The sequence below is a fragment of the Altererythrobacter lutimaris genome, assembly GCF_013371495.1.
Lineage (GTDB): Bacteria > Pseudomonadota > Alphaproteobacteria > Sphingomonadales > Sphingomonadaceae > Erythrobacter > Erythrobacter lutimaris_A.
In genome coordinates this window covers 1,817,260-1,836,990 of sequence record NZ_JABWTA010000001.1, presented here as the reverse complement: position 1 = coordinate 1,836,990, position 19,731 = coordinate 1,817,260, and the positions used below count along the sequence as shown (strand labels likewise).

Sequence of the window (19,731 nt, the reverse complement as noted above, 5' to 3'; positions counted from 1 at the left end):
AGGTTAGGACAGATGGATTTCTCTATCGGCGAAGACCGGCAAATGCTGGTCGATACATTGTCGCGTTATCTCGCAGACAAGTTCCCATGGGATGTGCGCGAGAAAGCACTCGCAAGCGATGAAGGCTTTGACCGCGACGTATGGGCAGGCCTTGCGGAGCTGGGCGTGCTTGGCGCGCTGTTCGGCGAAGAAGTGGGCGGCTTTGGCGGCTCTGCCTTTGATGCAGGTGTTGTGCTCGCCGAAGTCGGCCGCGGGCTGGCCTTAGGGCCGTTTCTCGGCACTTTGATGGCAGGCAAAGTGCTGGAAGCGGCAGGCGATGAAGACATGCTTGCGAGCGTCATCGGCGGCGAAGCGATCCTCACTTTTGCGGACAATCCAGCGGTTCAAGCCGATGGCAATCCTGCGCCTGCCATGCAGGCGGCCAAAGCAGGCGATGACTGGTTGCTCACCGGCAGCAAAGGCGTGGTCGAATATCTCGGCGTTGCAGACCTTGTGGTCGTGACGGCGAAGGTAGCTGAAGGCGAAGCGGCGTTCCTGCTGGATACCAAGATGGGCGGCGTCGAAGTTCGCGATTATTCGCTCGTCGATGGCGGCGCTGCAGGAGAGCTCGTCCTGGAAAGCGCTGAAGCCAAGCGGCTCGATCGGATCAACGAAGACGCGATCGACAAGGCGCGCGCTTTCGGTGTTGTCGGCACGTGCTGGGAAGCGGTGGCCGTGATGGATGTACTGAAAGACACGACGCTCGATTATCTGCGCACTCGCAAGCAGTTCGGCATTCCTATCGGGAAGTTCCAGGCGCTCCAGCACCGGATGGCGACAGTCGCGCTAGAAATCGAGCAGGCGCGTTCTGCTGCAATCAATGCAGCGGCGCGCTTTGACGAGGATGCAACAACGCGCGACCGGTTTGGCGCTGCTGCAAAATATACATGTGGCAATGTTGGCCGGTTGACTGCGGAAGAAGCGATCCAGATGCATGGCGGGATCGGCATGACCTGGGAGCTGCCGCTTTCACACTTTGCCAAGCGGCTTACCATGCTGGGTCAGGTGCTGGGCGATGAAGACGAGCATCTGGCGCGCTATATCGCGCTTAGCCAAGCGGCCTGATTTCAGGTTGAACTGATAAGGAAGAAGGAGCGGCCATTGTGCCGCTCCTTTTGTATGGGCGCTCAGCTGTTAGGGCCGGTGAGTGGGGGCTCGCCCAAGTCTTCAGCTTTGGTTTCGAGCCTGCGATATTGGCCGTAGGCGCCGCCTTGATAGATCAGCGGCGGCAGGTCCTGCGCTTCAAATTCGGTTACTTCACCGACGAGAATGACATGGTCGCCGCCATCATATTCGTGCGCGGTACGGCATTCAAAACGCGCGACAAATAGCTCGAACAAGGGGACGCCAGTGGCGCTCTCATGCCATTCTTGACCTTTGAACTTGTCTTCGCCTGAACGCGCGAAAGTGTCAGCGAGATGTTCTTGCCCGTTGGCGAGCACATGGACCGCAAATTCGCCTTTTGCGCGGAACGCTGGGAGCGACCTGCTGTCCTTGGCTAGCGACCATAGGACCAGCGGCGGATCGAGGCTGACAGAGTTAAAACTGCTGGCGGTTACGCCAATCGGATCGCCTGCCTCATCGCGCGTTGTGATGATGGTGACACCTGTGGCAAAGCCCCCCAAAGCCTCTCTGAAGGCCCGCGCGTTCAAACTCTTACTCATTGCCGAGCCTCGTAGGGGCAAACGCCTGCCAACTCAATCGCTGCGTTGCAGGTGTCACAGGCGCGCGGCAACCAATCAGGCGTTGAGGCATTGATTGAGCAACCCAGCGCTGTCTGGTGGGCGAGAAGTCGCTTGCTTGACCGCTCTGAAACAGGGGAAACGGCATGCGCGATTACGAGCAAAGACGACAGGCTGTCGGCGAGATGCATTTGCGTCGTTGGCCACGTCTGCGCGTCCCCTCGCAGGTCATTCAATGGGTGCTGAAAGTCGAGGATAGCGAGCGCGAAGAAGAGCTCGGTATTATCGAGGCCGCGACTCAGTCGGCGGCGGATGCGGACAATCCCTCGCATCGCAGCGGCCAGCTCAGCGAGAATATTCACGTCACCTGGGAAAAACACAGCGAAGGCACTAGCCTGACGATCTTTTGCGCCGCGCAGGATGTCGCGGCCTTTCTTGACCCGAATTCAAGCGAAGAAATGCAGGCAGCGCTCGACTGGGCGCAGCAAGTGCCCGGCAAGATCGTACGATGCACGAGGATCTGGGTGGCGGAAGATGATGCCGCGGTGGAAGCACTTTTGTCAAAGCTGGACCTCAACCGGCACGAATTGGTCTCTACCCATATCGGCAAGGCCATCAGCGATCCGATCCGGATCTGGTCCGATTTCCGGATCAAGGAAGACGGTTTTGGGCGCTTGCTTGTCGCGGCAAATGGCGCAGAGCCGGGCGAACTGACCCGCCAGGTGCAGCGCTTGCAAGAGCTTGGCAATTACCGCAATCGCGCATTGCTCGGCTTTCCTGTGGCACAAGCCTGCTGGCCCAAACTTGATGACGCAGAGCGGCGTTTGCGCGAGCTTTCCACGCGGATCACCAATGGCGAGGAATCGGACGATGCGCTGATGGAAGCGCTATCGGGGTTGTCGCTGGAATTGACTGCGATTGCATCGGAAATCTCATTCCGGATGGATGCGACCAAGGCTTATGCTCAATTGGTTCACGAGCGATTGGAGCAAGTCGATCCGCGTCCAATCGATGGCTTTGCATCCCTGACCGATTTCACGCAGCGACGCTTCCGGCCCGCGATGAGCACGTGTGAAGCGACCACTGAGCGGGTGCGCCAGCTTGCCTTGCGCGCGTCTCAACTGGCTTCCTTGCTGCGCGCGCGGATTGAGACCCGGATCGAGAACCAGAACGCCCGGTTGCTGCTATCCATGGAGAAATCCACATCGATGCAAGTCCGTTTGCAGCAATTGGTCGAAGGGTTCTCCGTCGTCGCTCTGAGCTATTATCTGATAGGTCTGGTTGGCTATTTCCTGCCGCTCTTGCCGCTTGAGCAATGGGGGCTGAGCAAGAACGCGGTGCTGGCAGGTCTCGTCATACCGGTCGTCGCGACGATCTGGATCAGCATGCGACTGCTGCGTCGGCGGTTGTTCTCCGACTAGGAAATTCGCCTTTTCAGCTTGTCCTGACGCTCATATGTGTCCAGAACAACTGACACATGGCCCGTTTTCCCTTTTCAGCCATCGTCGGACAGGACGAGATGAAGCGCGCGCTGCTGATAGCAGCGGTCGATCCTTCAATTGGCGGTGTGATGGTGTTCGGCGATCGCGGTACGGGGAAATCGACAGCGACGCGGGCGCTGGCTGGCTTGCTTCCGCCGATGAGCGTGGTCGAGGATTGCCGCTATAATTGCGAGCCGGATCAGACCGGTACTTGCCCAGATCCGTGCACTTCTAAACGCAGCCGGAAAACGGCAGTGCCGTTCGTTGACATGCCTCTGGGAGCAACCGAGGATCGTGTTGTCGGCGCTCTCGATCTGGAGCGAGCCTTGCGCGCTGGCGAAAAGGCTTTCGAGCCGGGATTACTCGCCAAGGCGCATCGCGGCTTTCTCTACATCGATGAAATCAATCTGCTGGAAGACCACTTGGTCGACTTGCTGCTCGATGTGGCGGCCTCTGGCGAGAACGTGGTCGAGCGCGAAGGGCTGTCCGTCCGACACCGCGCTAAGTTCGTACTGATCGGCAGCGGCAACCCGGAAGAAGGCGAGCTTCGCCCGCAATTGCTCGACCGCTTCGGCTTATCGGTTGAAGTGCGCACGCCGGAGAGCGTTGAAGATCGCGTCGAGATCATGAAGCGCTGCGCTGCGCAAGACAGCAATGCGGAAGGTTTCGCAGCCAGTTGGGCGGATGAAGACAACAAGGTCGTGAAGAGGATCGCGAGCGGACGCCGCAAGCTTCCCAAACTTGAAGTTCCTGACGCGGTCCTTGCCGATGCTGCAGCGCTTTGTGCCAAAGTCGGTGTCGATGGGCTGCGCGGCGAATTGACTTTGATGCGAGCCGCGCGCGCGCAGGCGGCGCTCAGCGGTGCGCGATCTGTGAAACGCGCGCACTTGCTGGACGTCGCACCAATGGCACTGCGCCACCGTTTGCGCCGCGATGTCCTTGATGAAACCGGATCGACAGTGCGGATCGAACGCGCGATTGAAGGGCTTTTCGGGTGAGCACGAAGGGGCCTGAAAACGGCCCGCTGGCTGATGCGGCACTTGCTGTCCAGCTGCTGCTGATGGCTCCTGAACAGCTTGGCGGGATTGTGCTGCGCGGCGCAGGTCCGGCGCGTGATGAGCTGCTCGATTTGCTCAGAGACGCAATGGGCGAAGCAAGGCCGTGGCGACGTTTGCCTGCGCATATCGATGACGAACGCTTGCTGGGCGGAATTGACCTTGCGGCAAGCCTCGCCAGTGGCAAGCCGGTTCTTCAAAGCGGATTGCTCACAGAAGCAGCAAAAGGTTGCGTGTGCGTCCCGATGGCCGAGCGACTGCGCGCCGAGCTTGCCGGAAAGCTCGTGCAAGCGATGGATACCGCCAAGGGCGAGGCTGGCTTTGCTTTGGTACTGCTCGATGACGGGCGTGAAGTGGATGAACGCCCGCCCGCCAATCTGACGGATCGCGTGGCATTTGTCTGCGACCTGTCGGCGGCAGAAGCGTTTGCGTCGGTGGATCTTCCTAAGAACCCCACAGCAGTCGATTTGCAGGCCGTCGAACCCGGCGACGATGCCCACCTGACTGAGCTTGCACAGATAGCCTTGGCTTTGGGCGTGGATTCAGTGCGCCCGCTGCTGTTCGCCTTGCAGACCGCGCGCGCCCATGCGGCCTTGGCCGGACGACGCAAATTGGAAGAGGCTGATCTCATCGCCGCTGCAAAGCTGGTCTTGGCGCCGCGTGCCACGCGATTTCCGTGTCCAGCAGAGCCGGAAGCGGAAAGCGCTCCGCCCGAGAATGACGCGGTGACCAATCAGGATAACGACTCCGAAAAGGCGAGCTCGCAAGAAACGCCGCCCGAAGATGTGGTACTGGAGGCTGTGCTTGCGTCCATTCCCGACGATGTACTCGCTGCGATTGCGGATGGTCGGCTGCAACGCAGCGCGAGCGCAGGCGGTGCAGGAAAGCGCACGCAGTCGAATTTGCGCGGGCGGCCTTTGGGCGCGCGTCCCGGCATGCCGCGTGGTGGCTCAAGGCTTGCCCTGATCGACAGCTTGCGGGCTGCTGCACCTTGGCAAACGGTTCGTCGTCGCGAGGAGCCGGAGGCGTCACGCGCCGTGCTCGTGCGCAAAGACGATCTGCGTGTGCGCCGATTTGAAGAGCGCGCCGGAAGCGTCACCGTCTTTTGTGTGGATGCGTCAGGTTCGGCTGCAGCTGCGCGGCTCGCTGAAGCAAAAGGCGCGGTCGAGCTGATCCTCGCGCAGGCTTACGTCAAACGCAGCGAGGTCGCTTTGATTGCTTTTCGTGGCGAGGGCGCGGAAGTCTTGCTGCCTCCCACGCGCTCGCTCACGAGAGCACGTCGGGCATTGGCGGGGTTGCCGGGCGGAGGCGGAACTCCGCTGGCCAGCGGGATCACTTCCGGACTGCAAATGGCGGAAAGCATCGCTTCGCGTGGACGCACGCCGTTTCTTGTCTTCCTCACTGACGGAAGCGCGAACATTGCTGCCGATGGAACACCTGGTAGAGGGCAAGCGCGTGAAGATGCAGAGGCGGCGGCACGGCGTGTGGCAGCCTCTGGCGTGGAAGCATTGCTGATCGATATCTCACCCCGACCGCGGCCTGATGCTGAAACAATCGCGGGGTTCATGCGCGCTCGCTATCTCCCGCTGCCAATGGCGGATGCTGCAGCATTGGAGCGCGCTGTCTCCGCTGCGCAGCCGCAATTGGCCGGCGCTTGAGTTGGGCTTGAGGCGGGCATGAGCAGGCCGCTCCATTGGGAACGCGAAGGCCGAAATTGGCCGCATCGCGAAGCAAGCCGGTTCGTAGAGGTGAGCGGGCTGCGCTGGCATATCCAGCAAATGGGGTCTGCTAAGAGTGACTATCCCAAGTTGCTGCTGCTTCATGGCACCGGTGCGTCCGTGCATAGCTGGCATGGGCTCATGCCATTGCTGGCAGAGCGGTTCGAAGTCTTCGCCCCGGACCTCCCCGGACATGCCTTTACTGCTGGCAAACCCAGAGGCGGGCTCACGCTGGCAGGTATCGTCAGCGCGCTGTCGGATCTGCTTGAGCAAGAGCGTTTCGAGCCGGACATGGTCGTGGGTCATTCGGCCGGAGCGGCGATCGCTTTGGAGTGGGCACTACGCCATTCCGGCGATATTCCACTGGTCGGCCTCAACCCTGCGATCATGCCGTTTCGCGGGCCCGCGGCTCAGGTCTTCCCAGCAATGGCCAAGCTGCTGCTGGTCAATCCTTTCGCGCCGCGTATTTTTGCCCGCATGGCGCAAGTGCCGGGCGAAGCCGCGCGGTTCTTGCAGCGCGCAACTGGCTCGCGGACCGATCCAGTGAGCGAAGCATGTTATGCGACGCTGTTCGGCAATCATCGCCATGCGCGCGGAGCGCTGGAAATGATGGCGAACTGGGATCTGGATGCGCTCAAGACGCGTTTGTCCAAGGTGACCAATCCAACCCTCTTGATTCATTCAAGCAAGGACAAAGCGATTCCGCTCGCCAGTGTCGAGGCGGCTCAGCGTTTGCTGCCCGACGCTCGTTTGGAGCTCATCAATGGCGCAGGGCATCTCGCGCATGAGCAGCAGCCCGGGACAATTGCGGCGCTCATTGCCGGCTTTGCAGCTGAGCTCGGCATCCTCGCGCCGGAAGACGCTCAGGCAACGCCATGATCGAGAATTTCACAGAGAACTACGGCTGGATCGAGATCGCGTTTTTCTACTCGATCGCATTGGGATTTGCCGCTCAGCAGATCTGGAAAATGGACCGTGAGATCAAGAAGGACAAAGCCAAGGCCGCAGCGAAGAAAGCGGAAGAAGAGGCCGCCAAAGCGTCAGGCAATCCGACGCCGGACGAGCCCAAAGAAAGCTAGTCTTTGCGCGGCATCCGGTATGGCAGCATGAATTGTACCACCGGCGATCTAAAGCGGTTCAAGTCCAGGCTTTCCTGTACTGCCACGACCGGCTCACTGTGTAGCTCGGTCGCCAGTTCAGAGCGCGAATAGAACGGTGTGTCTTCCCATGTGCGGATAATGCTTGCGCGCCCGCTGCTTGACCGGGTGCTGCGTTCGACCTGCCAGCCACTGCGCGGCAAAGCTGCTTTTGCGGGGATAGCTTCCGCTTCAGGTTCGCCATTTTCTGCAAAGCGTAATGCGCTTGCGAATTGAGAGCCGTCGCGTCTCACCCCTTCATAGCAAACCACTGCGCCGTTTTTACAATGCGCGCGCGACCAATGCCAGATGCGGAAGCCTTCTTCGAGCGATTCCGAGCCGAAATTGGAGTCGAGATAGGCGCTGCCTGTCCAGCTAAGACCTGGCTCTTCCATGTCGACATCAATCCGGGCGCGCGGCGAAAGACAATGCCAACGATGCTTTGTGCCCGGATCAAGCGCGAAAGCGACCGGGTTCACAATCTCAGGCGTAACGCGCACTGTGCCTCGAACCCGCCGGCGGAACGGGTTGAACAAGCGCTTGTCGCGCTCCTCGATCGTGATCTCCAGGGCATCACCCGCCCAGCGCACGTTGCTCGGTCCGATCTGAAGGCAGTCCTTGCTTTGGCGAACGTCATCGCGCTCGCGCTCCGTCATCGCCCAGCGTGCTTGCGGGCCATAAAGCGCGACATTCAAACATGCATGGTTCAGTGGATCATGCCGACCGCTGCGCTTGTAGAAGGGCGAAAAGACCGAGCCGATAAAGGCAATAATGGTCAGCGCGTGCTGGCCGTCTTCGCTGATCGCATCGATGTACCACCAGCCGTAGCCACCGGGTGGAATTTGGGTGTCGAAGCGCGGTCTTCCATCAGGCTGCGGGCTGCTTGCAAGCCGGATAAGGCCGCCATCGGGACTCCCGCTCCCGGGTGTGTCGCTCCGCCCGCGCAATAAAGCCAAGGGATCTTCGTGCGTGCGCCCTGGCGCCGGAAGGATGCCGCCCACCCGTGCGAGGCCCGTCCATAGATCGCTCCGCCCGTCGAGGGCGAGAGCTGCTCGAACGCGTTCGGCGTCAGCAATTCGTGCGGCAGAGGTCGCTCCAGCTTGAGACCGCATCTCTGCGCGCTTCGCATCATCGCTTCTGTGCATTGCTCGGTCTCCTCGGATGAGTATTTGTGGGTGTCGCCATTTGCCGGAGCATTGACGATGATCTGCAGCCGCTCGCGCCCGCTTGATGATTGAACGCCCGGCACGGCTTCTCGATCCAAGGCGCAGACATAGATGCTCGGATCGCTGGGCGGCTTGCTCTCCGCAATGTCCTGGAACTCGGCGATGTAGTCAGGCGAGAAGATCACGTTGTGATGGCTCAATGGGAAACCATCTGTCTCGGCTTCCGCCAACCAAACCAGCGCAGACAAGGAACGTTCGCGTTCGGGTGTCGCTCTCACAGCGCGGGCAGCATCTTTGCCGAACCTCCCACGTGCCAGTGCATCGGGATCGCAATTCGAGACAATATGGTCGCAGGCGGCCAGATCTCCGTTTGCCAAGACAACACCTTCCAGATTGTCGCCCGTGGCTCGAATGGAATCTACCGAAGAGTTGAAGTGAAAGCGGACGCCGTGCTTTTCGCCTATCCTTTGCAACGCAAGGGCCAGAGCATGGATTCCGCCTTCGATAAGCCAAACCCCGCGTTGTTCGAGATGCGCGATCAGGCTGAGTGTACCGGGCGCTTCGAACGGCGATGAACCGCAATACGTCGCATAACGGCCAAACAATTGCTGCAAGCGCGGGTCACTGAAATGGTTGCCGATGACATTCCAAAGTGAAGAGAACGGCCGGATTGCCAATTGATCGGCGACACGCATGGGGCCGATCCGCCAGGATAATGCTAGCGGCGTTGCGGGCTTTGTCGCCCGCATGAAAGTGTCTTCAAGCACAGTGTAGGCACGCGCGGCGTCCGCGCTGAAAGAGCGAAACTCCACCGCGGCTTTAGCGCCTGCGAAAGCGCCTATTGCTTCTTCGCTGCGCTGCTGGTCGGCAAACAGATCGAGCTGCGCTTTGTCGTCCCATGCATGCCGCGCGAGGACCTCTGCTTGGCTGAGCGTCACTTGATTTTCGAGTCGCTCACCGGCTCGTTCGAATAGCTGATCGAAGACATCGCGCATGGTGAAGACGGTTGGTCCGGCATCGACCATGCTTTGGCCAACCGGCAAGCGACGCGCTTTGCCGCCGGGGCCGTTTTCCTTCTCGAAAACATCGATTTCATGCCCTTCAAGCGCGAGCGAGACGGCGCAGACAAGCCCGCCAATTCCCGCCCCGATGATGGCAATTCTCACGTCTTCGAAGGTCCTTCCGTTCAGCAAGTACAGTCGCCAAGGACTGACACGTTTTATTGACCTTTACATATCAACTGTCCAGAAGATTGGACATATGGAAATGGGTCAGCCGGGAAAACCGCTCTCAAAGATGCAGGTTTGGAAGCTCAAGCGGGTCGCTTGGCGAAACCGGATATTTGCCAGTCCCAGGTTTCAGGAGTGGGCTGCACGCACGCCGATTGTGCGTGTGATTGCACGCAGGCGGGCTCAGCGTGTGTTCGATCTAGTCGCGGGCTTCGCTTACACGCAATCGCTGCTGGCCGTTGTTGAAAGCGGCTTGCTTGATGAGCTAGCCAGAGGCGTGGTAACAGTCAGCCGGATTGCCAATTCGACCAGCCTGTCGCTCGCGGCTGCTGAGCGTTTGGTTCGCGCGGCACAAGGAGTCAATATCGCTGAAGAAGTGGCGCCCGGCCACTGGATGCTGGGCGAGGAAGGGGCTTCTCTCCTCAACAATGCAGGCGCACGGGCGATGATCTTGCACCATAAATTGCTGTACCAGGATCTGGCTGATCCCTTGGCCTTGCTGCGCGACGACAGAGCGACTGAGACCGCACTGTCGAAGTTCTGGAGCTATGCCGCCAACCCTGCAGCAGCCGGCGAGGATGCTCCCACAGTAGAGGGCTATTCTGACCTGATGGCTGTCTCTCAAGAGATGGTATCCCGCCAAGTCCTTGCATCATATCGCTTTTCCGGAACCAAGCGCTTACTGGATATTGGTGGCGGGCTAGGCGTATTTGCCAGGTCCGTGGCTGCATCGCACCCACAAGTCGAAGTTGGAATCTTCGATCTTCCCGGCGTGCTTGAGAATACAAAGGCACGGTTTTTAGCCGAAGCCAACATGCCTGACATTGCACTTCATCCTGGTGATTTCTTCGCTGGTCCTTTACCTGATGGCTACGACACAGTGAGCCTTGTGCGCATCCTTCATGACCATGATGACGAGCCTGCACAACACTTGCTCAATACCATCCACTCAGCTTTGCCTCCTTCAGGTCGGCTCCTGATTGCGGAGCCAATGGCGCAAGAGTCGGGGGCTGAAGCCATGGGCGGCACCTATTTCGGTCTCTACCTTTGGGCGATGCGGTCCGGCAGACCGAGAAGTTCACAGGAAATTGGTGTGATGCTTGAGCGTGCTGGCTTCGGCTCAATCCGGCGAGTCGCAACCACTCAGCCCGTCATCACAAGCATAATCGTCGCCACAGCCTGACATTAAAAAGTGTCATGCTAGATTGACACTTATGACTGTTCCTGTAGGAGGACACTGGGTGGGAATATCCCTGTGAGCAAACAGGACCCCGGCCGGAAAGGGGAAGGCCTAGAGCAATGGACGCACTTGCAGTCCTGATGGAGGCACCAAAGCAGCTGGCTCTCAAGCCGGTGACTTTGACCTCGCTCGGCTCAAGCGATGTTCTGGTTGAAACCCATTGGAGCGGGATCAGTACCGGCACTGAAAAGCTGCTCTACACCGGCCAAATGCCTGATTTTCCTGGGATGGGTTATCCTCTGGTCCCTGGCTACGAAACCGTCGGACGCATCATCGATGCAGGCCCGGATGCCGTTTCGCGAATAGGTGAGTGGGTCTTTGTGCCCGGCGCGTCATGCTATGAAAACGCACGCGGATTGTTCGGTGGAAGCGCGCAGCGGCTCATCGTTCCGTCGGCTCGCGCATTTCCTGTTTCCGAGTCGCTTGCTGAGTCAGGTGTGCTGATCGCTTTGGCAGCCACTGCGCATCATGCGCTTGCGGGCGGCCAACTTCCTGAACTTATTGTGGGCCACGGCGTCCTTGGTCGTTTGATGGCGCGCATGGCGATTGCGCTGTGCGGAGAAGCGCCGACCGTCTGGGATACGGCCGCAAGCCGCCGGGAAGGCGCGCAAGGCTATGAAGTGCTGGCGCCTGAAGCCGACGAGCGCCGCGATTACAGTGTCATCTGCGACGTTAGCGGCAGCACTACAGTGCTCGATGATCTGATCGCGCGGCTGGCTCGCCAAGGCGAGATCGTGCTCGCGGGCTTTTACTCAGACCGCGTCAATTTCGCATTCCCCGCTGCTTTCCAGAAGGAAGCGCGGATGCGGATCGCTGCAGAGTGGGCGCCGGAAGACCTCACCGCAGTGCTCAAACTGATCGATGATGGCGCTCTCTCTCTTGAGGGATTGGTGTCGAATAGCGCGCCGGTTGCGGACGCAGCTGAGGCGTACCCCAAGGCTTTCCACGACGCGGATTGCCTCAAGATGGTGCTGGATTGGAGAGATGCGACATGACGATGCTTGATAGTCAGGTGGCAAACGATGCTGCGCTTCGTGACGAAGCGGCGCAGGAACCCGATCCGGTGCACACCGGTGAAGTGAAATCCGAAACGCAAGTTATTGCGATTTATGGCAAAGGCGGTTCGGGCAAGAGCTTCGCGCTGTCCAACCTCAGCTACATGATGGCGCAACAGGGCAAGCGAGTCTTGCTGATCGGTTGCGATCCCAAGTCCGACACAACCAGCCTTCTTTTTGGCGGCAAGAGTTGTCCGACAATCATCGAGACCTCATCGAAAAAGAAGCTCGCCGGCGAAGAAGTCACTATCGAAGATGTGTGCTTCCAACGCGATGGCGTCTTCGCCATGGAGCTTGGCGGCCCCGAAGTGGGTCGTGGATGCGGCGGGCGCGGCATCATTCATGGGTTTGAGCTGCTCGAGAAGCTCGGCTTTCATGACTGGGGTTTTGACTACGTCCTGCTCGATTTTCTTGGCGATGTGGTATGCGGCGGCTTTGGTCTGCCGATCGCGCGCGACATGTGTCAGAAGGTGATTGTTGTCGGTTCGAACGACCTCCAATCGCTCTATGTGGCGAATAATGTTTGCCACGCGGTCGAATATTTCCGCAAAATGGGAGGGAACGTCGGCGTTGCCGGCATGATCGTGAACAAGGACGATGGCACAGGCGAGGCGCAAGCCTTCGCTGAAGCTGTCGACATCCCTGTTCTATGCGCAATTCCGGCGGACGAGGACATCCGCCGAAAGTCTGCAAATTATCAGATTATCGGAATGCCAGGCGGCGAGTGGGGAGGGCTCTTTGAAGAGCTTGCTACCAACGTTGCCCAGGCGCCGCCGCGCCAGCCCGTTCCCCTCGACCAGGATGGGCTGCTTGGTCTCTTCTCTCCCGAGGACACCGGTGGCGACATCACACTCGTCCCGGCGACCCAGGCCGATATGCGCGGCGGCAGTTATGAACCCAAACCTTCACTCGAAGTGATTTATGATGAGGTTTAGCCGATGAGCGAATACGCTGCAAATGCAGGGCGCACGCGCGACCGGATCGATTTGGATCCGGCGAGCGATGCGGCTGCGTCTGCGGCAAATGAGGCGGGTGGTTGCCACGGAGGCGCTGAGACTATGCGCGAAGCTGCGCGTAAAGCCGGGAAGAGCGAGATACTCGACCGCTATGCTGAAGATTATCCGGTCGATCCGGAGCGGGGTCCCCATGATCAGCCGCAAAGCATGTGTCCTGCTTTCGGCAGTTTGAGGGTGGGGCTGAGAATGCGCAGGACGGCCACAGTCCTCTCCGGCTCGGCCTGCTGCGTCTATGGCCTCACCTTCACTTCGCATTTCTATGGCGCGCGCCGGACCGTTGGCTACGTGCCGTTCAGTTCCGAAACGCTCGTCACTGGCAAGCTGTTCGAGGACATCAAGGAAGCGGTCGAGGATCTGGCCGATCCGGAAAAATACGACGCTATAGTAGTCACCAATCTGTGCGTGCCAACTGCGAGCGGAGTGCCGTTGCGTTTGCTGCCCGATCAAATCGACGGTGTGCGCATCATTGGCATCGATGTACCGGGCTTTGGTATTCCAACACATGCGGAAGCTAAGGATGTGCTTGCGGGTGCAATGCTTGCCTATGCGCGCAAAGAGGCCGAGCAAGGCCCGGTTGCTGCGCCAGATCAAACGGGTCCAGCTGCTGACGGCCGCCCCACGGTCTCATTACTCGGGGAGATGTTCCCGGCAGATCCAATGGGTATTGCAGCCATGCTTGAGCCTCTCGGGATCGCACCGGGGCCGGTTGTTCCAACGCGCGAATGGCGCGAGCTTTACGCGGCGCTCGACAGCACGGCGGTGGCGGCAATCCATCCGTTTTACACGGCCAGCATTCGCGAGTTTGAGACAGCAGGCCGTCCGATTGTTGGCTCTGCGCCAGTGGGTGCAGAGGGCACCGCGGCATGGCTTGATGCGATTGGCGCAGCTTGCGGCGTGAAGCAGGCTCAGATCGATGCCGCGAAAGACGGCTTCATCGCAGCGATCAAAGGCGCGCTTGCAGCCAATCCGATTACAGGCCGGATCACGGTTTCAGGCTATGAAGGCTCTGAATTGCTTGTCGCTCGGCTTCTCGTCGAAAGCGGCGCGGATGTGCGCTATGTTGGCTCAGCCTGCCCGCAAACGCCATGGTCTGCGCCAGATCGTGAATGGCTGGAAGCGAAGGGCGTGCGCGTCCAGTATCGTGCGAGCCTTGAGCAGGATATCGCTGCTGTCGAGGAATACCGGCCAGACTTGGCGATTGGCACAACGCCTGTGGTCCAGCACGCCAAACAGCGTTCGATCCCAGCGCTCTATTTCACGAACCTGATTTCTGCGCGGCCACTGATGGGGCCAGCAGGTGCAGGCAGCCTTGCGCAAGTCATCAATGCCGCGATTGCCAACAAAGCGCGCTTCGACACTATGAGCGAATTCTTTGGGGAAGTAGGCAGCGACTATCGCGCCGGCATCTGGGAAGAAACGCCGTCCGATCAGCCGAAATTCAAGAAGAAATACGCTGCTCTCAACGAAGCTGCCCGGAAAGCGGCAGAGGCGGTGGGCACATGACGCTGATCCTCGATCATGATCGCGCTGGCGGATATTGGGGGGCGACTTACGTCTTTACGGCCGTCAAAGGCCTGCAGGTCATAATCGATGGTCCGGTCGGGTGCGAGAACCTGCCGGTGACGTCAGTCCTGCATTACACCGATGGTTTGCCTCCGCATGAGCTGCCGATTGTGGTGACAGGACTTGGGGAGGAAGAGCTCGGCAAAACAGGCACAGAAGGCGCGATGAAGCGCGCTTGGGAAACGCTCGATCCTGAGCTTCCGGCAGTTGTTGTGACCGGCTCTATTGCAGAGATGATCGGCGGCGGCGTGACGCCCGAAGGCACCAATATCAAGCGCTTCCTGCCGCGCACAATCGATGAAGATCAATGGCAGTCCGCTGACCGCGCGCTCTCATGGCTGTGGACGGAATTCGGACCTAAAAAAGTCCCCGTGCTCAAACCCCGCAAGGAAGGGGAGAAGCCCAAGGTCAATATCATCGGGCCTGCTTATGGCATGTTCAACATGGCTTCTGACCTCGCGGAAATCCGACGCTTGATCGAGGGCATTGGTGCCGAAGTCAACATGGCCTTCCCGCTTGGCAGTCACTTGGCGGACGTACGCAAGCTTGCTTTTGCCGAAGCCAATGTATGCCTCTACCGCGAATATGGCCGCGGCCTTTGCGAACTGCTGGAGCGGCCATACTTCCAGGCGCCAATTGGCCTTCAATCGACGACGAAATTCCTCCGCGCACTGGGTGAAGAGCTGGGCCTCGATCCGGAGCCATTCATCGAGCGCGAGAAACACACAACGATCAAGCCGCTATGGGATCTGTGGCGTTCTGTTACGCAGGACTTCTTTGCGACAGCCAGCTTCGGGATCGTTGCAAACGAGACTTATGCGCGCGGCATTCGGACTTTCCTTGAAGAGGATATGGGTTTGCCCTGCGCGTTTGCGTTCAGCCGCTCGGCTGGCGTGAAGCCGGACAATCAGGCCGTCAGCGATGCGATTGCAGAAAAAGCGCCGCTGGTCGTCTTCGGCTCTTACAATGAACGAATGTACATGGCGCAGCAGGGCTCGCGTGGGATCTACATCCCGGCAAGCTTCCCTGGTGCCGCCATTCGCCGCCACACCGGCACGCCTTTCATGGGCTATTCCGGTGCGACCTATCTCGTGCAGGAGGTGTGCAATGCGCTGTTTGACGCGCTGTTCCACATCCTCCCGCTGTCGAGTGAGATGGATCAAGTGGCTGCTACACCCTCACGGCTCGATCGGGAGTTGCCGTGGGATTCCGATGCCAAGGACAAATTGGATGCGTTGGTCGAGGCGCAACCAGTCCTGGTCCGTATTTCTGCTGCCAAGCGCTTGCGCGACGCGGCAGAGCGGGCCGCCAGAGCTGCCGGCGAGACAAGCGTCTCTGCCGACAGGCTGGCTGACACTCTCCTCCTACAAGGAGAAGTGTCATGACTGGGTATTCATCGATCAACGAGATTGCCTGCGCGCGCCATTCGCGCCGGGCTCCATCATCCACACTGACCTTGGTCTCGGCATTAGCCGAAGCTCTGGGATGTGCGGATACCGAAAGAGGCCAGGCGCCTCTCGCACAACAACCTAAAATGGAGAAACGTTATGAGTGATTCTGCTGATCGCTTCGGCATGCAGACATATCTGACGCCAGAGGAAGCAAAAGAGTTCCACAAACTCTTTATGTTCTGGTTCGCAGCGCACACCGGCATTGCCGTTGTCGCCCACCTGTTGGTCTGGGCCTGGCGCCCATGGATCGGCATCTGAAGCCACGTACGCTTCCTGAAAACTCTCTAAGACAAAGGAATTACCTATGTGGAGAACTTGGATGACCTTTGAACCGCAGCGTGTGCTGGTAGGACTTCACGTCTTCCTGGCCGTGCTTGCGTTCACGATCCACTTCATTCTGCTCAGCACAGACACGTACAACTGGATGGACGGACCGAATGCGCGTTCGACCATCGAGATGGCAGCGTCTGAGTAACGCTAAGCACCAAGAAGAAAACCATTTGACTGTGCGAGAGGCGCTGGTTGGCGCAGCAACCGCGCCTCAACAGTCAAGTAGCTGAAAACCATTGTTCCCGTCTCAGTGGGCGGGGGAGGATTGGGCTATGGCGCTCCTCAGTTTCGAGCGAAAATATCGTGTGCGTGGTGGCACGCTGATCGGCGGAGATCTGTTCGACTTTTGGGTCGGCCCCTTTTACGTGGGCTTTTTCGGGATCGTGACCGCGATCTTTGCGACCCTTGGGACGGCGCTCATAATGTATGCCGCATCACAGGGCCCGACCTGGAATCCCTGGCTGATATCAATCGAGCCACCAGACTTGAGTTACGGCCTTTCACTGGCTCCGCTCAAAGAAGGCGGCTTCTGGCAAGTGATCACCGTTTGCGCGATCATTTCCTTTGTCAGTTGGGCACTGCGCGAAGTGGAAATCTGTCGTAAGCTGGGCATGGGTTATCACGTCCCGTTCGCTTTCGGCATGGCGATCTTCGCATACATCACGCTGGTTGTGATCCGGCCTGTCCTTCTAGGCGGCTGGCATTTCGGCTTTCCTTACGGGATCTGGAGCCATTTGGACTGGGTCTCGAACACTGGCTATCAATACCTGCATTTCCACTACAACCCGGCACATATGCTGGCGGTGACATTCTTCTTCACCACCACACTGGCGCTCGCCTTACACGGCGCGCTGGTCCTTTCAGCGGTCAATCCGCAGAAGGGCGGAGAAGTCAAAACGCCGGAATATGAAGACACGTTCTTCCGGGACTTTGTCGGATATTCGGTAGGTACTCTTGGAATTCACCGGGTCGGCTTGCTGCTGGCTCTCAATGCCGGCTTCTGGAGCGCGGTGTGCATCGTCATCAGCGGACCTTTGTGGACGCGCGGTTGGCCGGAATGGTGGACCTGGTGGCTTAACCTGCCGATCTGGTCGTGAGGAGGATTGATCGATGATGATACGCTATCAAAACATCTTCACTCAAGTTCAGGTTCGCGGCGAACCGGAAATGGGCATCCCGCTTCCGAAAGGCAGCGAGCAGCGCATCGAGAAGACCACTTTCAGCCACATCATGGGCACGATCGGCCAAGCGCAAATTGGCCCGATTTATCTTGGTTGGACTGGCCTGGTTTCGCTCACCTTTGGCCTCTTCGCCATTTTCATCATTGGCATGAATATGTGGGCGAGCGTCGACTGGAGCCCGATCCAGTTTGTCCGCCAGCTTTTCTGGCTGTCGCTGGAACCACCGGGACCGGAATATGGCTTCTCGCCTTTCGTGCCGCTGGCTGAAGGCGGTTGGTGGATCCTGTCAGGCGCGTTCCTCACAATCGCGATCCTGCTTTGGTGGGTCCGCACTTATATGCGAGCACGCGCTCTTGGCATGGGATACCATGTGTGCTGGGCATTCGCGTCAGCAATCTTCCTCTATCTCGTGCTTGGCTTCATCCGGCCGATGATGATGGGTAGCTGGGCTGAAGCTGTTCCATTCGGTGTATTCCCGCACTTGGATTGGACCGCCGCTTTCTCCATCCGATACGGCAACCTGTTCTACAATCCGTTCCACGCGCTTTCGATCGTTTTCCTTTACGGTTCGACGCTGCTGTTTGCGATGCACGGTGCGACGATCCTTGCTGTGACCCGCTATGGCGGTGAACGCGAGATCGAGCAGATCACAGATCGCGGTACAGCCTCTGAACGGGCCGCACTATTCTGGCGCTGGACCATGGGCTTCAACGCTACGATGGAATCGGTTCACCGTTGGGCATGGTGGTTTGCAGTGCTGACGACGCTGACCGGCGGGATCGGCATTCTGCTCACCGGCACTGTCGTCGACAACTGGTATCTGTGGGCTCAGCAGCATCAGTATGCGCCAGCCTATCCTGATACCGGCGTAGTTGATCCGATGTCAGCCGCCCCTAGCGCAGGAGAAGCACAATGAGACTCTCTTATCTCTTGGCCGCATTGCTCCCCTTTGCTCTAGCGGCATGCGAAATTGCGCCGAAGACTTCGACGCAGAACGGGTTCCGAGGAACCGGCATGAACCAGATTTATGTCGATGGGACCCAGGATGCAGATGAAGTGCCTGCTCCGCCTTATGAACTGCCGCCTCCGGGTGAACAGACTGCAGGCGAAGTGTATGAGAACGTTCAGGTACTGGCGAATATCTCCGATGAGGAATTCACCTATCTGATGGCGGCGATCACCGAATGGGTGTCGCCGGAAGAAGGGTGCAATTACTGCCACAACCCGGCCAATCTGGCATCGGACGAGGTCTACACGAAAGTGGTCGCTCGCAAGATGATCCAGATGAACCAGGCGTTGAACTCGGACTGGGCATCGCATGTCGGGAATACTGGTGTGACATGCTGGACCTGTCACCGGGGCAACAACATTCCGGAGAACTACTGGTCAGAGATGCCGGCGCCTAAGAGCAAGGGCTTCGCAGGAGTCAAGCAGTACGATAACACGCCGACAGCCAGCACTGTCTATGCGTCGTTGCCTGGTAATTATTCCGATCTGTTCCTTGGTAGTCAGGACAATCTCGACAATATCAGCATTGCATCCAAGACGGTCTATCCAAGTGAAGCAAACACGCGGAAAACGCCGGATGCAGAGCCAACCTATGCGCTGATGAACCACATGTCGGACGCCCTGGGTGTGAACTGCACATTCTGCCACAACACGCAGGCCTTTAACGAGTGGTCGCTGAGCACGCCGCAACGTGCAACGGCCTGGCATGGCTTAAGGATGGTTGGCGATATCAACGCAACCTATATCACGCCGCTGACTGACGTTTTCCCGGCTAACCGGCTGGGTAGCGAAGGCGATCCGTTCAAGACCAATTGCACCACGTGCCACCAGGGTTTGAACAAGCCGATGGGCGGCTATCCGATGGCAAAGGACTATCCTGCGCTGCGGATGACACCATCGGAACTGGCAACGGAAACAATGACGGATGCCATGGCGGAGGAGCCTGCTGAAGGGGGCTAAACGGCGGATGGCGCGAGTCTCGTGACGAAGAGGCACACGGGCTCGCCGCCACCTTAAGAAAGTCTGCGCTTAGCTAGGCGTAGATCGGGATCGGGAATGACGCGGTGGACCTTGGGGTGGCGAACCCTTTTAGGGCTTCCGCGTTTTTCTTTGCCTGACGTCTGCCAGATGCACTGGCAGGGAAGCGAGCAAGGGGAAGGCGATCCACCACCACTCGGCTCCAACTAATGCCGCGCGCAGGCCGAGTAGGATCAGCACAGCGGGCATGAGCATTAAGGCGAGCTCACGCAAAGACCAACCCCGCGTTTTAAGGACAATGGCTTCAGCAGCAATCACGACGAGGACAAAATCGATCGCGCGACCGCCTGCGAACAGCCACGCGAACCAGTCCATCATTGGCTTGCAGCTCGGAAAAAGTGGC

20 protein-coding genes are annotated in these 19,731 nt (G+C 58.9%); 16 read left to right on the top strand and 4 right to left on the bottom strand.

The genetic code is table 11. The annotated features are described in order from the left end of the window. Positions 1-12: 12 nt before the first annotated feature. On the top strand, positions 13-1,104 hold the full coding sequence (locus HUO12_RS08825; protein ID WP_176273208.1) for an acyl-CoA dehydrogenase family protein: 1,092 nt from the start codon (positions 13-15) through the stop codon (positions 1,102-1,104). A 62-nt stretch (positions 1,105-1,166) separates the two neighbouring features. On the opposite strand, the gene HUO12_RS08820 is transcribed toward HUO12_RS08825, so the two are convergent. Beyond that, positions 1,167-1,703, bottom strand: a complete 537-nt coding sequence (locus HUO12_RS08820) for a flavin reductase family protein (protein WP_176273207.1) — start codon at positions 1,701-1,703, stop codon at positions 1,167-1,169. A 164-nt stretch (positions 1,704-1,867) separates the two neighbouring features. Here HUO12_RS08820 and HUO12_RS08815 point away from each other — a divergent pair, with 164 nt between their 5' ends. From HUO12_RS08815 to HUO12_RS08795, 5 genes are read left to right on the top strand one after another with little or no spacing between them, the layout of a single operon-like run. Continuing rightward, on the top strand, positions 1,868-3,142 hold the full coding sequence (locus HUO12_RS08815; RefSeq protein ID WP_176273206.1) for a DUF3422 domain-containing protein: 1,275 nt from the start codon (positions 1,868-1,870) through the stop codon (positions 3,140-3,142). A gap of 56 nt (positions 3,143-3,198) precedes the next feature. Beyond that, positions 3,199-4,200, top strand: a complete 1,002-nt coding sequence (bchI, locus tag HUO12_RS08810; RefSeq protein ID WP_176273205.1) for a magnesium chelatase ATPase subunit I — start codon at positions 3,199-3,201, stop codon at positions 4,198-4,200. Further along, positions 4,197-5,915: a magnesium chelatase subunit D gene (locus HUO12_RS08805; RefSeq protein WP_332310394.1), complete on the top strand. Its 1,719-nt coding sequence runs from the start codon at positions 4,197-4,199 to the stop codon at positions 5,913-5,915. Before bchI ends, HUO12_RS08805 begins: the two co-directional genes overlap by 4 nt. Positions 5,916-5,933: 18 nt before the next feature. Then, the gene (bchO, locus tag HUO12_RS08800) at positions 5,934-6,854 is read left to right on the top strand and encodes an alpha/beta fold hydrolase BchO (RefSeq protein ID WP_176273204.1); all 921 of its coding nucleotides are present in this window, start codon (positions 5,934-5,936) and stop codon (positions 6,852-6,854) included. After that, complete coding sequence (locus HUO12_RS08795) at positions 6,851-7,054, top strand: hypothetical protein (protein ID WP_176273203.1); 204 nt, start codon at positions 6,851-6,853, stop codon at positions 7,052-7,054. The genes bchO and HUO12_RS08795 overlap by 4 nt, the downstream gene beginning before the upstream one ends. Here the strand turns inward: HUO12_RS08795 and HUO12_RS08790 are convergent. Both HUO12_RS08790 and crtD read right to left on the bottom strand, forming a co-directional pair. Beyond that, positions 7,051-7,806, bottom strand: a complete 756-nt coding sequence (locus HUO12_RS08790) for a hydroxyneurosporene dehydrogenase (RefSeq protein ID WP_232367351.1) — start codon at positions 7,804-7,806, stop codon at positions 7,051-7,053. The genes HUO12_RS08795 and HUO12_RS08790 overlap by 4 nt on opposite strands. A gap of 80 nt (positions 7,807-7,886) precedes the next feature. Further along, positions 7,887-9,443, bottom strand: a complete 1,557-nt coding sequence (gene crtD / locus HUO12_RS08785; RefSeq protein WP_176273202.1) for a 1-hydroxycarotenoid 3,4-desaturase CrtD — start codon at positions 9,441-9,443, stop codon at positions 7,887-7,889. Between the two features lie 94 nt (positions 9,444-9,537). Between crtD and HUO12_RS08780 the strand changes: the two genes are divergently transcribed. The 10 genes from HUO12_RS08780 to pufC all read left to right on the top strand — a co-directional run bounded on the left by HUO12_RS08780 (position 9,538) and on the right by pufC (position 19,310). Then, positions 9,538-10,689: a methyltransferase gene (locus HUO12_RS08780; protein WP_232367350.1), complete on the top strand. Its 1,152-nt coding sequence runs from the start codon at positions 9,538-9,540 to the stop codon at positions 10,687-10,689. Positions 10,690-10,805: 116 nt separating this feature from the next. Beyond that, positions 10,806-11,741: a chlorophyll synthesis pathway protein BchC gene (gene bchC, locus HUO12_RS08775; protein WP_176273201.1), complete on the top strand. Its 936-nt coding sequence runs from the start codon at positions 10,806-10,808 to the stop codon at positions 11,739-11,741. Further along, complete coding sequence (locus tag HUO12_RS08770; protein ID WP_176273200.1) at positions 11,738-12,736, top strand: chlorophyllide a reductase iron protein subunit X; 999 nt, start codon at positions 11,738-11,740, stop codon at positions 12,734-12,736. Before bchC ends, HUO12_RS08770 begins: the two co-directional genes overlap by 4 nt. A gap of 3 nt (positions 12,737-12,739) precedes the next feature. Next, complete coding sequence (gene bchY / locus HUO12_RS08765) at positions 12,740-14,320, top strand: chlorophyllide a reductase subunit Y (RefSeq protein ID WP_176273199.1); 1,581 nt, start codon at positions 12,740-12,742, stop codon at positions 14,318-14,320. After that, entirely contained in the window at positions 14,317-15,765 is a 1,449-nt protein-coding gene (gene bchZ, locus HUO12_RS08760; protein ID WP_176273198.1) for a chlorophyllide a reductase subunit Z, read from the top strand. The genes bchY and bchZ overlap by 4 nt, the downstream gene beginning before the upstream one ends. A gap of 162 nt (positions 15,766-15,927) precedes the next feature. Then, complete coding sequence (pufB, locus tag HUO12_RS08755) at positions 15,928-16,089, top strand: light-harvesting antenna LH1, beta subunit (protein WP_176273197.1); 162 nt, start codon at positions 15,928-15,930, stop codon at positions 16,087-16,089. A 46-nt stretch (positions 16,090-16,135) separates the two neighbouring features. Then, on the top strand, positions 16,136-16,306 hold the full coding sequence (pufA, locus tag HUO12_RS08750; protein WP_176273196.1) for a light-harvesting antenna LH1, alpha subunit: 171 nt from the start codon (positions 16,136-16,138) through the stop codon (positions 16,304-16,306). Positions 16,307-16,433: 127 nt separating this feature from the next. Then, positions 16,434-17,258 (top strand): photosynthetic reaction center subunit L, encoded by an 825-nt coding sequence (pufL, locus tag HUO12_RS08745; protein WP_176273195.1) that lies wholly within the window; start codon positions 16,434-16,436, stop codon positions 17,256-17,258. A gap of 16 nt (positions 17,259-17,274) precedes the next feature. Beyond that, a complete protein-coding gene (gene pufM / locus HUO12_RS08740; RefSeq protein WP_176274372.1) occupies positions 17,275-18,258 on the top strand; it encodes a photosynthetic reaction center subunit M in 984 nt (327 codons plus the stop codon). Further along, positions 18,255-19,310, top strand: a complete 1,056-nt coding sequence (gene pufC, locus HUO12_RS08735) for a photosynthetic reaction center cytochrome PufC (RefSeq protein WP_176273194.1) — start codon at positions 18,255-18,257, stop codon at positions 19,308-19,310. The genes pufM and pufC overlap by 4 nt, the downstream gene beginning before the upstream one ends. A 129-nt stretch (positions 19,311-19,439) precedes the next feature. Here the strand turns inward: pufC and HUO12_RS08730 are convergent, their stop codons facing one another. Beyond that, on the bottom strand, positions 19,440-19,706 hold the full coding sequence (locus tag HUO12_RS08730) for a hypothetical protein (protein WP_176273193.1): 267 nt from the start codon (positions 19,704-19,706) through the stop codon (positions 19,440-19,442). Positions 19,707-19,731: the final 25 nt, after the last annotated feature.